This window comes from Leyella stercorea DSM 18206 (genome assembly GCF_000235885.1).
GTDB classification, from domain to species: domain Bacteria; phylum Bacteroidota; class Bacteroidia; order Bacteroidales; family Bacteroidaceae; genus Prevotella; species Prevotella stercorea.
In genome coordinates this window covers 1,589-17,358 of sequence record NZ_JH379424.1, presented here as the reverse complement: position 1 = coordinate 17,358, position 15,770 = coordinate 1,589, and the positions used below count along the sequence as shown (strand labels likewise).

At 49.1% G+C, this 15,770-nt stretch carries 13 protein-coding genes and 1 tRNA gene; 9 read left to right on the top strand and 5 right to left on the bottom strand.

The genetic code is table 11. The features are described 5' to 3' along the window. Positions 1-194, top strand: a 194-nt coding sequence (locus HMPREF0673_RS14215; RefSeq protein WP_007899675.1) for a hypothetical protein, incomplete at its 5' end; no start/stop codon positions are given. A 71-nt stretch (positions 195-265) separates the two neighbouring features. Here the strand turns inward: HMPREF0673_RS14215 and dusB are convergent. The 3 genes from dusB to HMPREF0673_RS06405 form a co-directional block, all read right to left on the bottom strand. After that, positions 266-1,261 carry a tRNA dihydrouridine synthase DusB gene (gene dusB / locus HMPREF0673_RS06415; protein WP_007899673.1) on the bottom strand — a complete coding sequence of 332 codons (996 nt, stop codon included), beginning with the start codon at positions 1,259-1,261 and terminating at the stop codon, positions 266-268. Positions 1,262-1,583: 322 nt separating this feature from the next. Continuing rightward, positions 1,584-1,967 (bottom strand): GxxExxY protein, encoded by a 384-nt coding sequence (locus tag HMPREF0673_RS06410; protein ID WP_007899669.1) that lies wholly within the window; start codon positions 1,965-1,967, stop codon positions 1,584-1,586. Positions 1,968-2,246: 279 nt separating this feature from the next. Then, positions 2,247-3,917: a S41 family peptidase gene (locus HMPREF0673_RS06405; RefSeq protein WP_007899668.1), complete on the bottom strand. Its 1,671-nt coding sequence runs from the start codon at positions 3,915-3,917 to the stop codon at positions 2,247-2,249. 241 nt (positions 3,918-4,158) lie between these two features. On the opposite strand from HMPREF0673_RS06405, the gene HMPREF0673_RS06400 reads away from it, so the two are divergent. Then, positions 4,159-4,235: transfer RNA gene (locus HMPREF0673_RS06400), tRNA-Asn, on the top strand. Between the two features lie 292 nt (positions 4,236-4,527). Continuing rightward, positions 4,528-5,967 (top strand): ATP-binding protein, encoded by a 1,440-nt coding sequence (locus HMPREF0673_RS06395; RefSeq protein WP_007899667.1) that lies wholly within the window; start codon positions 4,528-4,530, stop codon positions 5,965-5,967. Between the two features lie 25 nt (positions 5,968-5,992). Here the strand turns inward: HMPREF0673_RS06395 and HMPREF0673_RS06390 are convergent, their stop codons facing one another. Next, a complete protein-coding gene (locus tag HMPREF0673_RS06390) occupies positions 5,993-7,303 on the bottom strand; it encodes an MATE family efflux transporter (protein WP_007899665.1) in 1,311 nt (436 codons plus the stop codon). 13 nt (positions 7,304-7,316) lie between these two features. Further along, positions 7,317-7,496, bottom strand: a complete 180-nt coding sequence (locus HMPREF0673_RS06385) for a DUF4250 domain-containing protein (protein WP_007899663.1) — start codon at positions 7,494-7,496, stop codon at positions 7,317-7,319. Between the two features lie 255 nt (positions 7,497-7,751). Here HMPREF0673_RS06385 and HMPREF0673_RS06380 point away from each other — a divergent pair, with 255 nt between their 5' ends. From HMPREF0673_RS06380 to HMPREF0673_RS06355, 6 genes are all read left to right on the top strand, one after another. Beyond that, the gene (locus tag HMPREF0673_RS06380) at positions 7,752-8,930 is read left to right on the top strand and encodes a PCMD domain-containing protein (RefSeq protein WP_007899662.1); all 1,179 of its coding nucleotides are present in this window, start codon (positions 7,752-7,754) and stop codon (positions 8,928-8,930) included. A gap of 13 nt (positions 8,931-8,943) precedes the next feature. Beyond that, entirely contained in the window at positions 8,944-9,699 is a 756-nt protein-coding gene (locus HMPREF0673_RS06375; protein WP_007899661.1) for a porin family protein, read from the top strand. Positions 9,700-9,872: 173 nt separating this feature from the next. Further along, positions 9,873-11,297 carry a hypothetical protein gene (locus HMPREF0673_RS06370; RefSeq protein ID WP_007899660.1) on the top strand — a complete coding sequence of 475 codons (1,425 nt, stop codon included), beginning with the start codon at positions 9,873-9,875 and terminating at the stop codon, positions 11,295-11,297. A 26-nt stretch (positions 11,298-11,323) separates the two neighbouring features. Next, complete coding sequence (locus tag HMPREF0673_RS06365) at positions 11,324-11,923, top strand: calycin-like domain-containing protein (protein WP_007899654.1); 600 nt, start codon at positions 11,324-11,326, stop codon at positions 11,921-11,923. A gap of 129 nt (positions 11,924-12,052) precedes the next feature. Further along, positions 12,053-12,667, top strand: coding sequence for a hypothetical protein (locus tag HMPREF0673_RS06360; RefSeq protein ID WP_007899651.1), 615 nt, complete (start codon positions 12,053-12,055; stop codon positions 12,665-12,667). Positions 12,668-12,843: 176 nt separating this feature from the next. Continuing rightward, positions 12,844-14,982 (top strand): hypothetical protein, encoded by a 2,139-nt coding sequence (locus HMPREF0673_RS06355; RefSeq protein ID WP_007899644.1) that lies wholly within the window; start codon positions 12,844-12,846, stop codon positions 14,980-14,982. Positions 14,983-15,770 lie beyond the last annotated feature (788 nt).

The following is a 15,770-nucleotide window of genomic DNA, read 5'->3' as shown; positions in this document are numbered from 1 at the left end:
GTGCACTTGTCTCAAGTGCACCAACCAAGCAAGAAGTGCGCCGACCAAGTAAGAAGTGCACCGACAGCTTTGTTGGTGCAGCAGAGACTGCTGCACCCCCTGGAGCATCTGCGCCGACCGTTGCGGACATCTGCGTCGACCGATGCGGACATCTGCGTCGACCGATGCAGACATCTGCATCGACCGATGCGTGACGTGAAAGTATAACAAAAGGGGCTCTGTACGTGACAGTACAGAGCCCCTTTTCTGTGTTCTTATAGCGTGGCTACACGCCTTGTGTCTTGTGAATCATCTCTCGTGCCTGCTCCATAATAGTCGTCAGCTCCTCCACCGTTGTGGCACGCAGCATGGCGATGCGCGTCTGTCGGAAGTCGGGTATGCCCTTGAACACCGGCGATGCAGCGATGTGACGGCGCGTGTGCAGTATGCCGCGATACTCGTCGATGCGCTCCACGTTGATGCGCAGCTGCTCAAGCAGCAGGTCTATCTTGCGGTCGACAGTGAGTGTCGGGTCGGCAGGACGACCGTCGAGCACGTCGCGCATCTCCTGGAATATCCACGGACAGCCGAACGTCGCACGGCCCACCATCACCGCGTCCACGCCGTAGCGGTCGAACGCGTCGCGTGCCTGCTCAGGTGTGCAGATGTCACCGTTGCCGATGATGGGTATGTGTATGCGTGGGTTGCGCTTCACCTCGCCGATGAGCGTCCAGTCGGCGTCGCCCGTGTACATCTGTGCGCGCGTTCTGCCGTGTATGGTGAGTGCCTGTATGCCACAGTCCTGTAGTGCCTCCGCCAGGTCGCAGATGACGAGCTGGTCGTGGTTCCAACCCAAGCGTGTCTTCACCGTGACGGGTGTGTTCACCGCCTTCACCACTTCGCGCGTGATGTCTAATAGCAGCGGTATGTTCTGCAACATTCCTGCGCCGGCGCCCTTGCCTGCCACCTTCTTCACGGGGCATCCGAAGTTGATGTCAATCACGTCGGGCTTCACCTGCTCCACAATCTTTGCTGCCTCCACCATCGACTCCACGTCGCGTCCGTAGATTTGTATTCCCACGGGTCGTTCTTCGTCGCTGATAGTGAGTTTGCGCAGCGTGGTGTTCACCGAGCGCACGAGTGCCTCTGCACTCACGAACTCCGTGTACACCATCGATGCGCCGAACCGCTTGCAGAGGTGTCGGAATCCGATGTCGGTCACGTCCTCCATTGGTGCGAGGAACAGCGGTCGTTCCCCAAACTGTATGTTTCCTATGTTCATATTGTTCTTTGTTATATCTCAATAGATTATCTTTGTATTTTCCCCAAGAATGTCTCCCACAGATTTCACAGATTCTCACAGATTGTTGGTGTGCGTTTGTCTTAATCTCCCACAGATTTCACAGATTCTCACGGATTGTTGGTGCGCGTTTGTCTTAATCTTCTATGATTTCACAGATTCTGTATTCTTTGGAGGCTTTCCGTATCTGTGTAAATCTGTGCAATCTGTGGGAGCTTTTTGTCGTATGCAATCTGTGGGAGTTTTTTTGTCGTGTGCAATCAGTGGAACCTTTTTGTCGTGTGCAATCAGTGGGCGAAACTCTTTATTTAGAGTAGCCGTTTATCTTGCGGTGTATCTCATTATTTATATTGTCGGTGTTGAAATTGACGAGTATACCTAAATGCAAGTTGCATAAACGCAGGTAGGTAAGCAGTTGCTTGTGGTGCAACTCGTTGATTTCCTTTACTGATTTAAGCTCTACTATTACAGAGTTTTCAACGAGAATATCAAGTCTGAGATTAGTCTTCAATATAGTGCCATCATAATGGATTGGTACCTCTACTTGATTCTGTACATTCAAACCGTCTTTCTGCATCTGATAGCATAAGGCAGCTTCATAGACAGATTCCAATAGACCAGGGCCAAGCGTGTTATACACTTTGTATATCGCGCCCCGAATCTTATATGTAATCTCGTTTTCTGTCATTAGAAATCAGTATATATTATGTTATATGCTTTAAATATCTGTGTAAATCTGTGTAATCTGTGGGAGGTAATCTCCAGTAGATAATAATCTGTGTGGCTCCTTTTCGTTGTCGGGTTAATGTCTCCCACAGATTTCACGGATTCTCACAGATTATTGTGTTCTTTATTGAACTTTCTGTATCTGTGTAAATCTGTGTAATCTGTGGGAGAATCTTCATAGAAACTCGTAATCTGTGGGAGATTCTTCATCGTAAATCGTATTCCGTGGGAAGAAACGCGGTCACTCCTTTGTGGGAGCAAGCGTCTTGCGGTACTCTTCGGGGTTCTTCAGCAGTTCCACAGCCTTGGCGAACTGCTTGTCGTAGCGCAGCGAGTTCTCCAGCGCACCACGGTCGAAGTAGTAAGCCGACATGATGTCGTTGGCGATGATCTGCTTCAGCTGCTCCTTGTTGTACGGATAAGCCAGATCCTTGGCGATGTCGTGCTTCAGCTTCGCCTTCAGTGCCTCGAACTCCGGCTTCGCATCCTCGTAGTAGCCCTCGAAGCGTGCCAACTTCTCCAAGTCCTTCAGATACTTCTCGCTCACCTGGTCGTACTCGAAACCACTCTTTATGACATAAGCACAGAACTCCTCGTAGTCCTTGTCCGACAGCTCGAACTCCGACGGTGCAGCCACCGTGCGGTGCTTCGCCATGTACTCAATCTCGTAGTTGAGCAGCAAGTCGGTAGTGTCGGCGAACTGCAGATAGTAGGCTATGTTCGGCATCGAGTCGGGGAGCACCTCGATATCGGGCTTTATGCCACCGCCGTCGCGCACGATGCGACCCGCCGCCGTGCGGAACTCATGCGTCAGCGAGTCAGCCACGTGCTCGCTCGCATACCCCTTGTTCGTATGCTTGTATTTGCGTGCCTGAATGCAACGGCCCGACGGTATGTAGTACTTCGCCGTAGTCAGCTTCAGCTTGCCGTTGTAGGGTAGGGGCACGTTCGGCACCTGCACCAGTCCCTTGCCGTATGTGCGTGTGCCCATCACCACGGCGCGGTCGAGGTCCTGCAGCGCGCCCGACGTAATCTCGCTCGCGCTCGCCGTCTCCTCGTTCACGAGCACCACGATAGGCATCACCGTGTCAATCGGCTCCATCGTTGTGTAGAACGTCTTGTTCGAGCTCTTCACCTTACCGCGCATCTCCAACAGCTGCTTGCCCTTCGGCACAAACATGTTCAGAATCTGCAGAGCCTCCTGCACCGAACCGCCACCGTTGGAGCGGAGGTCGAGCACCAAGCTGCGCATACCCTTCGAGCGCATCTCGATGAACGCGCGGCGCACGTCCTTCGCCGAGTTCTCGAGGAACTGGTTGTAGCTTATGTATCCTATGCTGTCCGGCTGCAGACCGTAGTACGTCAGATATGGCATCTGTATGGCGCGTCGCTGCACTTTCAGCGTCAGCGTCTTGCCCGTAGCCGGACGCTTCACCTTCAGCACCATCGTCGTACCCGCGTCGCCACGCAGACGCTCCGACACGTACGCCGTCATCTTTCCCTCCATCGACTCGCCGTCGATAGCGAGTATGATGTCGCCCTTGCGCAGACCCGCTTCCGCAGCCGGCATACCCTCGTACGGCTTGTTTATCACCACGTTCTTGCGTGTGAAGCTGTACGAGATAATCGAGCCGATGCCCGCATACTTGCCCGTGAGCATCTGCTTGTATTCGCCCACCTTGTCCTCCGGATAGTACTCCGTGTACGGGTCGAGCGAGCGCAGCATCTGGTTCACGGCATCGCCCACCACCTCGTCGGCGTTCAGCGAGTCGACATATAGCAGGTCGAGGTTGCGATACACGGCATTGAACACGTCCAAGTTCTTCGCCACGCGGTAGTTATGATCGCTGCTGTTCTGCGCTACGGCGAGCATAGGCAGGAGCATCAGTGCGATAGTTATGATTTTTCGCATTTCTTTATGTTTTTGAGTTCGTTATTATTCAGACTACAAAAGTACAACATTAACGTCAAATACATATAAATAATGTGGAGTTTTTGCGCCTTTGCTTACTATCTGCGCTCATAAAACGGCAGTGTTCATAAAAAAATAACGCAATAGACACAAAAAAGTGCCGAAAAGTTTTTGTGTTACGGAAAAACTTATTACCTTTGCATCCGCAATCAGACAATAAGCCAAGTTGTCGTAGGAAAATGCTTCAATAGCTCAGTTGGTTAGAGCACCTGACTGTTAATCAGGGGGTCGTTGGTTCAAGTCCATCTTGAAGCGCCATTTTAAAAGCCTCGCAAGTTCTTCGCTTGCGAGGCTTTTTTGTCAGGGGGTGCAGCAGTCTCTGCTGCACCAACCAAGCTATTGGGTGAGCCGCAATCTGCTCTCTTGTTATTATTTTGCATAAAAGTTTTGTTTTTCTACGGTTAAAGGTCTATCTTTGCATTAGTGATAAGAAATAATAACTATAAAACGATACGGATTTTTATTTGCAAAGTAAATTCTTTTGTTTTGTAATGCTTTGATTATCAATGGTTTTTTATTTGCAAAGTAAAATCGAAACGCCTGAAGATATATGAGTTGGAAAGATAAAGCTTTGGATGTTTTAAAAGATAGTTTGAGTCCGATTCCACATGAATTGAGCGAACTCGATTGGAAATGTGATCTGTCGTCAAAGTCTGATAGATTGGCAAAACATATCTGCGCATTTTGCAATCATCATGGCGGTGGTATGTTTGCTTATGGCATAAATGATGACGCTTCATTTGTTGAGCTTTCCAAAGAACAAATAGAGTCGATTGTTAGAACCTTGGGTAATATTGCCCATAATAATTTGTCACATGCAATTGATATTGACCATGCTGTTTTATTGTATGAAGGTCATCCGATATTGTTTGTGTATGTGCCAGAACAAAGGGAAAAACCGATATTCTTACGTGGAAAAGACTATCATGAAGCATATTGTAGAGTGAATGGACAAACTCGCAAGATGTCAGATTTGCAAGTGCGTAATATGATTGCAACCTCGCAAGGTCTTCGGTTTGAAGAACGTGTTGCAAAAAGAGGGTTGACAAAAAGTGATGTATTGCAGCTTTTGAATTTTAGAAAATTATTTGAACTTCAAGATAAAGATGTTCCAAAGTCAGCAGATAGCATTGTTGCAAGAATGTCTGAGTGTGGATTCTGCATTGGCTCGGATGATGAGTGGAGTATTACAAATCTCGGTGCCATTCTGTTTGCTAACAATCTGAATGATTTTGACGAACTCGGTAGTCGTAAGGTCGTTGTGCGTAAATATATTGGAGTTAATAATCGCAATATACTCTTCGAGCAATTTGGAAAATACGGTTATGCAGTAGGCTTCGAGGGACTGGTTGATTTCATAATGAAGAATGTATCAATAGAGAATATTGATGTAAAACGTAAAGATGTTGCCGATTATCCCCGAATTGCTATTCGTGAATTTGTTGCCAATGCTTTGGTGCATCAGGATTTTGATATTTATGGTATAAGCATCGCGATAGAGATATTCTCTAATCGTATTGTGATAACAAACCCTGGCGCACCGCTGAATGATATAAATCGTTTGATAGACCTTCCGCCGAACTCTCGCAATGAGAAGTTGGCTGAGCAAATGTTCTTGTTAGGCTTCTGCGAACGCCGTGGTAGTGGAATAGATCGAGCCGTTGCTGCAATTGAAGAAATGCACCTGCCTGCTGCAAAAATAGCAAAGGAAGAAATGTGTACAAGAGTAACGCTCTATCCGCATAAGGATTTGAAAGATATGACTAAAGAAGAAAAGGTGGAGGCTTGTTATCAGCATGCGTGTCTTGTAAACGAGGATGGAAAGAGTATGAATAATCAGTCTGTTAGGGAACGTTTCAATCTTAAAAAGACACAATCTTCTGTAGCGTCAAGGATTATTGCAGATACGCAAGAAACAGGTCTTATAAAAGTGGCTAATACTGATATTGTGGCAAAGAAACTTATGACATATGTGCCATACTATGTGTGACATAGTAGGCACACATGCTCAAGTGCTATTTGTACTTTCTGAACCTCCACCACATCATCACGCCCGCCGATGTCAGTCCGAACGGGAATGCCATCCACACGCCCATCAGTCCGTAGCCCAACACGAAGCCGCAGAGGTAGCCCACGGGTAGCGAGATGACGAAGAAGGCAACGAACGCAATGAGCATCAGTGGCTTCACATCGGCGATGCCGCGCAGCGCGTTGGCGTAGTTGATCTGCATACCGTCGCCAAACTGATAGATGAAGAACGGCAGGAGCAGCGTGAGCACAGTCGACGACACCTCCGTGCTGTCGGTGAACCACGCACCTATGTGGTTGCGCAGCAGGAAGATGGTGCCGCCAAGCACCACCTCGAGCATCACCATCAGGTGCAGGCCCGCCGTCACCGTGTGGCGCACGTTCTGCACGTCGCGCTGACCGTGGAAATAACTTGTGCGTACAGCCACCGCAGCCCCGAGTCCGTAGTAGACCATGAACGTAAACTGCGAGATGGTTGTCATCACCTGGTGCGATGCCAAGGCAATGGTGCCGAGCCAGCCCACCATGATGATGGAGAGCGAGAACGATGCCGTCTCCATACCCATCTCCAGCGCAATCGGGGTGCCTAACGAGTTGAGGCGGCGCAGCAGCGGACGCGACCAACCGAGCTTGAAGAAACCCTCGCGGTACGCAGCAAAGCGACGTGAGCGCATGAAGACAACGACGAATATCACCACCATGATGATGCGCGAGAGCAGTGTCGACACGCCGGCGCCCACAACGCCCATCTCCGGTGCGCCCATCTTGCCATATATAAAGATGTAGTTGCCGAGGATGTTCAGCAGGTTGCCCGAGAGCAAAATCCACATCGATGTGCGCGTCAGCGTGATGCTGTCGGTGAACTGCTTGAAGGCGTTGAACAGCATCACGAACGGCAGCGACGCGAACAGCACCATGTAGTAGGGGCGCATATAGCCCAAGAGTTCTACGGGCTGTCCGAGATTGCCGAGGTTGAAGTAGAGCACCAAGAGCACCGTCATCATAGCCACCGCTGCCAGCGTGTTGGTAAGCAGTGAGCAGCGCAATGCCTGACCTGCTTCAGCCTGCTCGCCACGACCGAACAGAGCACCCACCACTGGCGTCAGTCCGTAGGAGAAACCTGTGCCAGTGATGATGGCAAGGTTGATGATGTTGTTCACGAACGATGCCGCACCAAGCTCCGTAGTGCTGTGGTGTCCCACCATCATTGTGTCCGCAAAGCTAAGGACAATCATGCCCATCTGACCAATCATGATGGGTATGCCGATGGAGAGCAGTGTGCGGTAGTGCTGGCTCATGCTTATAGTGCTGTTACCAGAATTTGTTCTGCTCTTCGTTATATTCATATCCTATTGCTGCAAGTTGACTGGTTATCTGTTGTTTTTCCACGTTAAGGTCGTCGCATAAAGCGTCTAAAGAGGGGTAAGTGTCGCGCAAGTGCGTGTTGATGACGCTCAGCAGCATCATCGGATCTTTGGGTAATCCAAGCATAGTGTTTCTGATTAATTATTCGTTACCTGATAAAATTCGAACTGCAAAGTTACTCATTCTTTTACAAACAAATGGTGTTAATGGGTTTTGTTGTTGTCAAAAGGTTCGAGAAATTACCATTTTTTAAGGCGCATTGTTAAAAAAGCAAGTATTTTCTTGCGCCTGTCGCTTTTTTTACCGAACTTTGTGCCGACTATAGCCCTCTTGAATTCAGTTAGATATGGGCTTAGTAGTAATAAACAAAAACGAATATTAATGGTAAAACCATTCTCACTTATCGCTATCGTGGCGTTCGCCACAACGCTCACATCATGCTTTAAGGACGAAGCACCTAACAACGAGTGCGATATCGTTGAAGCACGCATCCAGGTAGAGAACCCCGACGAGGTGTTCTTTCAGCAGTCAAACGCCGAACTATTGGGCATCGAGTCGACAAAGACCGACCTTATCTTCCCCGACCTGCGCCCAAACAGTGATGTTACCGCACTGCCGGTCTACTTCAAGACAACCCCTGGAGCGACAGTCTCTCCCGAAAGTGGCTCGGCGCAGAACTTCGCTAACGGTCCCGTGACATACGTCGTAACGTCAGAAGATGGTCAGTACAGTCGTACATATCGTGTGTTTATCAAGGCTGAAGAGGCTAACCAAAACCCCGATCAGCCAGAAGATCAGCTTGCATACATACACTACAACTTCGAGAACTACTCGCTCGACCCTGCTACATCAAAGTTCTATATGTGGAGCGACTACGAGAATGGATACAACTGGGCGACCGGCAACCCAGGTTTTAGTATAGCCAGAGGTTCTGCAAAGCCCGACCAGTATCCGACAACACCTCTCGCTGAGGGCTATGACGGAGCTGCCGTGAAGCTTGAGACGTGCGATACCGGACCGTTCGGCGTCATTGTGAACATGCGCATCGCTGCCGGCAACCTCTTCACCGGTGTGTTCGACTCGAAGTCGGCTACCAAGGAACCGCTTATGGCTACACACTTCGGCGACGGATCGTACAACCAGATCAACTACCGCCCCGTGACTCTCTCCGGCTACTACCAGTACACACCGGGTGCAACGTTCAAGGACAAGAACGCCAAGGTGGTAGAAGGACGCATCGACCGAGGCGACATCTACGCCGTAGTGTTCCGCAACGTCGACAGCGAAGGCAAGGCGTTCTATCTCACGGGCGACAACGTGCTCACCTCGCCGCAGATAGTAGCATTGGCACGAGTGCCCAACGTGGTGAAGACCGAGGGCGGATGGAAAAAGTTCGCAGTCGACTTCAACTATATTCGCGAGCTCGATGCAGCCATCCTTGCCAACAAGGGCTATAGTATGGCGGTCGTATTCACCTCAAGCATCGAGGGCGCAGCCTTCGAGGGCGCTGTGGGTAGCACACTGCTCATCGACAAGGTAAGCATTGCATACAAGAAGTAAGAAAACAAGCAAAATGAAGAAAACAATAATAGCTGCAGCCCTTGCGCTGCTCTTCGGCGCGCACAGTGCGTCAGCATTCGGAATATTCGACAATCTGAACTATCAAGCACGTCTCGGCTACAACATCGGTGGCACAATGCCGATGGGTATGCCTGCCTCTATACGTGGTCTCGATAGCTATAAGCCGAGGCCCAGCTTCACTCTCGCGCTCGATGCCTACAAGCCTCTCACCGAGAAGTGGGGTATGATGGCAGGCTTCCACTTCCAGACAAAGGCGATGGAGACCGACGCTCGCGTGAAGAGCTACTCAATGGAGATGCGTCAGGGCGGCGAGTCGCTCAGCGGACTCTTCACCGGCAATGTCGTTACGAAGACATCACAACTCGTCGTAACGCTGCCTCTGCAGGCTACGTTCAATGTGTCGGATGCCGTGCGCTTGAAGTTCGGACCTTACTTCTCTTACGCGCTCAACAACGATTTTTCGGGTTACGCCTACGATGGCTATCTGCGCGAGGGCGACCCAACCGGACAGAAGGTGGAACTCGGACACAACGAGGGCGAGCGTGGCGACTACGACTTCTCAAGCGATATGCGCCACTGGCACTTCGCCTTCGACTTCGGTGCCGACTGGTACTTCTCGCATCGCTTCGGCGCTTATGCCGACGTGCAGTGGGGTATGTCGGGAGTGTTCCGCAAGGAGTTCAAGACCATCGAGCAGACCATGTACCCCGTGTACGCTACGCTCGGTGTGATGTACAAGCTCAAGTAAGTTGGGGTGTTGAGATGTTGATGTTGTAATGTTGTAATGTTGAGATGTTGACATTAGTTTACAGCTTAATGGCAAATCTCACCATCACACCACCTCACCACCACACCATCTCACCATCTCACCATAACACCATAACAACAAGAATTAATTAAACCTTTTAAAATTACAAGCTTATGAAGAAAATCTTTACTCTTTTAGTCCTTTTGATGACTACACTTTGTGTGTCTGCACAGCAGTATTACAAAGGAAAATTCCACTCTAAGTTGAACGAATTTAGTGATTATGAAACAACTGTAGCCGTAACTCAGGGCGAGGGCGGCAAGTACACACTCGTGTTCGAGAGCGTAATCTTCGGCAACGACGACTTCGGAAAGTGTACATTCGCCGGAATCGAGAACTATAAGTGGGCAGGCGGCAACAGCTTCACCTTCTCTAACGAAGGCGGCAACCTTGGCGCAGCTACAAAATACTATTTCGAGTTGTCTGACGCTCTCGGCAAGGCAACTATCGACGACGAGAAAATCTACATCACATTCAAATACTTCCAGGTTAACACAACCAAGGAGTACAGAAACGTAGTGTTCGAAGGCACACGCACAAGCAGCGGCGGTGGTGGCACAGGTGGCGACGACAAACCGACAATCACCGGCACAGAGCAGTTCACAGCTGATGTGGTTTCTGTATTCGAGGGCGGTCAGGCAGGCAACGTTAAGTATCCTAACGTAGTGGCAAAGGTCTGCGAGTGGAGCGACGGTGCGCAGAGCATCGAGATTGAGCACATCGACACCGAGAAGGGCGCTATGTCAGGCGTACTCCTGAAGGGTCTTGAGAAGAAGACAGTTGACGGCGAAGTGACATACACTGGCACCGTAGAGCCGGAGATCGAAACTCTTCCTAACTTCTACGACGCTTACGTAAACCTCAAGGCTAAGGTTGAGGCACGTATTGACGAAGGTGGTGACCTCTATGCTACAATCGTGTTCACAGACGAGAGCGAGCCTTCGTTCAAGCTCACAGCATGGTTCAACTATCAGGAGCCGTTCGTTCCGGCTGATCCGTTCTCGGTAGGGGGCAAACTCGTTGGCTATACAGTCACAGCCGATGGCGAATTCTCTAACAACGTAGAAACTACACTCACATTCACCGAGACTGCAAAGGATGTTTATACCCTTTCGCTCACCAACGTTGCTATTCCTAAAGGCGTAGACCTCGGCACTGTTTCGTTCGAAGGCGTTCAGCGCACTGGCAGCGATAGTGAGGCAAGCTTCACAAGCAAGAAGGGTAAGGCTAAGACAACAGCTACACACCCATTGTACACAGAGCTTCCCTATACTGACTTCGAGTTTGTCGTAGGCTTTGACGCAGAGAAGAAGGTGACAAGTTGCACAGGTAAGTTCGTTGTTGACAACTGGGACGATGCGGTTTCTTACACATTCAGCTTCACTCCGACAGAAACATCTGTGAACACAGTAGTAGCAGCCGACGGCACCGTTAAGCACATCTACACACTCACTGGTGCGAAGGTTACATCTCTCCAGCGTGGCGTGAACATCGTGCGCACAGCCGACGGCAGAACACTGAAGGTTTTGAAGAAGTAAATTGCTATTAATTAATAAATAAAAAAATGAAGAAGTTTTTTATGACACTCGCCGTTGCTGCGACAGCATTCATGGCGACAACAGCTAACGCTCAGACAAAAGAACAGTTCACCGACGATCTCGAAATCTCGCTCAATGGTGCTCCACAGGAACCTGTTAAAGGAACAACAGTTGAGCTTGAGCATCAAGCTGATGGTACATCTACATTCATGCTCAAGAACTTCACTTTCGGAATGTTTGAGGTAGGTGATGTAATAGTTGAGGGTATCAAGGGCGTAAAGAATGGCGACGCTACAACTTACGACTTTGATGGCACTGCAAAGTTGCCGAGCAACACAACGCTTGCGGAAGCTCTCGGACACCAAATTCCTCTTACACTCCACTCTGTAGTAGAAGGTGGTAAGCTCTATGCTGAGATTTCACTCTCTGTTCCAATGGGTGAAGAAACGCTTAAGGTTGACTGCGTATTTGGCAAGAAGTCGGAGACAGCTATCAACGGCGTAGTAGCAGGCAAGACCGCTCCGGTGGCTGTGTTCAACGCTACTGGCGCACGTCAGAACGGCTTGCAGAAGGGTCTGAACATCGTTCGCACCGCTGACGGCAAGACTGTTAAGGTGTTGAAGTAATATAGACACGATACAACAAACAACTATACGGGGTGTGTTAAAATGGGTTTTGATGATGTTAAAACTTGTTTTAATGCACCCCGTTTGCAATAATATTGCTATATTTGAGCAATCTAAACTAAAGATAATATGAAAAAAGTTCTTTCTATAGTATTCTTCCTGATGACCACACTCTGCACATTTGGTCAGGTGTTTACCGACGATCTGCATGTTACAAGTGGAGCAGGCAGAACTACCGACTACACTCAGAAGGAAGTGGAGCTGAAGCGAGTGGCTGGCAGTGGCAGTAGATACACGGTGACATTTAAGAAACTCGCCCCAATGGCATACAAGACGTTTGGCGACTTTGTAATTGATGGCGTTATGTCTACAGTTGATGCAGAAACTGGCGTTACAACTTTTGCCACTTCGGCCACCGAGGGCAAATGGGTAAACGTTACTTCTACAGCTGCCATCGGAGGCGTAACCGAGGGAAGCAAGTCTACACTCACCTCCTTTACGGCTACACTCTCTGCCGATAAGTCGAAGTTTGTAGCAGAACTCAACTTTATGACAATGGGTTCGGACGTGAGCGTGGTGTTCGGCAAGCAAATCGACACTGCCATCAACACCCTAACCACTGCCGACGACAACACCTACGTCGAGATATATAACCTCGGCGGAGTACGCATACAGCACCTCCAGCGTGGCATCAACATCGTGCGCACAGCTAACGGCAAGGTAAAGAAGCTGCTCGTGAAGTAATTCAGGGGGTGCACTTGTCTCAAGTGCACCAACCAAGCAGCAGTGCACCAACCAAGCAGCAGTGCCAATAGCTCTGTTGGTGCAGTTGGGACAACTGCACCCCCTAAGGTGCACCAACCAATTAAAAGCTAATAATACAATTTACTAACATTAATAACCAACAAACCAGATTTATTATGAAGAAAATTTTATCTCTTATCGCATTGTTGGTGGTGACGTTGACAGCGTTTGCTGCGACCACAAGCGAGAAAATTATTCCCGACGGCACTCAGCCTAACGGCGGTACCATCACACCTAAAGCAATCACAGTCGACTGGGCTACCCAGAAGATTGTAGCGAATGTAGATTTGACAAAATGTCTTGAGGGCACCAACGAGCAAATCTTCGCTATCTCTACTAACAGTGCGGATATCGCAAATTGGGAACAGGACAGCGGAAGCACACTCCACTTCTTCTATAGACAGAAATTTACAGAATGGGGTTCTACAACTACTGACGTTCATAAGTTTGCCGTACAATATCGCTATAAAGGCGATAGCGGTGCTACCAACCGCTTCTACGAGGTGAAGGACATTTCTAACTGCACTATCGTAATGGACAAGAATGGCGTTACTATTGATGGCACACTCGTGTTCGAGGCTTCTCTTATGCCGCAACTCTACAAGGAAGGTGCTAACCAACTCTACTTCGGTTCTTTGCGCGGTGATCATCCGTACGCTACATACAAGTCTGTAGAGCTCGTAACAGAGGGTGGCTCAACACCTGGTGAGACCGCTACATACGAGTTTACAAGCAATGTAGAGACTGTTTACTGGAAAGAAATTGCTGAGGACGATTACCTCGATTTCCACCAGTATGTTAAGGATGCAAAGCTTCAGCTCGTTAAGGAACTTGACGGCACATACACAGCTACTCTCAAGGATGTAGTAGTAGGCGAAGACCGTGTGTCTCTTGGCGATATCGTTATTGCAGGTCTTAAGGCAACAGAGAATGCGGGCACACTTCAGATTGATGTTCCTGAAAGCACCATTAAAATCAGCGCTCCAGGTTCACCATACGATGGCAAGTCTATGTCTATTAAGGGTGGTATGATTGACGCAACACCTGCTGCTGATGCAGACAGCAAGGGTTCTGCATCTGTTAAGCTCACTATCCTTGTCGGCAACGGCGACATGATCAGCTACGAGTTCAGTGATGATGTTTACGTTCCGAACATTTACAACTTCACAAGCAACGCTTATGTTAAGGCTGGTGATGAGGTTACTAACTTCGAGAACGCTCAGGCAGTGCTCACAGAGTACATGGAAGACGTTTATATGGTTAAGTTTAAGAAACTCACTTTAGGCACTAAGACCGAAGACTTCACGATCGAAAACCTCAACCTCAAGCCGACAAAGGACGAAGATGGTAACATTACCTTCACTACATCTGACACAAGCGGCTTCTGGAACGACGCTGACGAGACAGAACTCAACTTCACCGACTTCTCTGCTTCTGTAAAGGTAGGCGAGAACGGCTTCGAGGGCTTCGTTTGCAAGTTCACAACAGAGAACGGTCAGTTCGTTTACGGCGAGAAGGCAGAGACACCTGATCCAGATCAGCCAGATGAGAAATATCCTGTTAGCTTCGACAAGACAGCTCTCAATACAAGTGCTCATGGACGTATGCTCAACAGCTTCTCTCTCCAGCAGGCAGGCAAGGAAAAGCAGACAAAGAGCGTTAAGACTTCAAAGGCTGCTTACGAGGATCATACAGCAGACGAGCCGTTCACGGTTGAGGCTGGCAGCGAATTGACAGCTTCGTTCGATTATACAGGCGAATGGATGCATAGCTTCGTTTACATCGACTTCGACAACGACGGCGACTTCTCTTATACAGAGGGACAGTGGGATCAGACTGGCACCGATTTGGTAGCATTCAGCTTCTACTCTCTCGACTCTAACCCGAAGAACGATACATCTGGTTACAACTCAGTAGGTGATGAACTTACAGGAGATGCTCGCAATACTTATGTTGCACCTTCGTTCAAGGCTCCTGCTAAGGCTGGCGAATATCGTATCCGCTTCAAGTTCGATTGGAACTGCATCCTCCCTGGTGGTTCAAGCACTATCCTCGAAGACGGTGGTGGCGTTTGGGATGCAACTCTTAAGGTTGTAGAGCCGGTTGTTGACGGCATCAGCACAATCAACGTTGAGGCTGCTAACGGTGAGGCACAGCTCTTCACAGTTGACGGCGTTAAGCTTTCTAAGCTCCAGAAGGGTCTGAACATCGTTCGCACCGCTGACGGCAAGGTGAAGAAGGTACTCGTGAAGTAATCTTTCAGTGCACCCACTGAAAACACTCATAAGAGGGCATGGCATTCCGCCATGCCCTCTTTTCGTTGCTCCCCTCCCACAGACACATCGTAGGAGGGTATGGCATCCTGCCATACCCACGCCACCCTCTTAGGGGGTGCAGCGGTCTCCGCTGCACCAACCAAGCAAACTCTGCACCAACATTACAATCCTCCCACGGAATTCACCGAATTCACAGAATCTTCTGGCGGAGAAGAGCCTCCCACGGATTTCGCAGATGCTCACAGATTTTTCTTCTCTGCCAATAACTTCTTCGTTCTTCGTTCTGTGTGAAGATAGTTTAGTGGCGGCGTGGGTATGGCAGGGATGCCATACCCTCCTATGGTTAGCATTGTTTTGCGATGAAGTGGAATTCATGTCGTGCCAATACTCAATTTTCTTCTTCGTTACTAACAGCGTATGATGTGAGTGAATAGGCTGTGGTGACTCCCGAGAACTGGATAGGATGGGTTGTGTATGGTGCTACAAAGCTATAAATAAAATCGAGTAGATGAAAATATCTACCATATCTTCCAGCCAGCGCATAACCTCCTGCGTATCATTGAAGTAATGGCTGGAAGATACCTGACCAATAGGGGTTATCTTCCAGCCTATCTCCCAGCGCATCTTCCAGCTCATTTTCCATCCGTCTCTCTGCTAATATGTAGGGTAGGGGTTCGTTCGTTTCTTGATTGTTTGTTCGTTTCTTGATTGCTTGTTCGTTTACGGTGTTTTATCGTAGCGTGGCAATCTTGTTGTTGTAGCGTGGC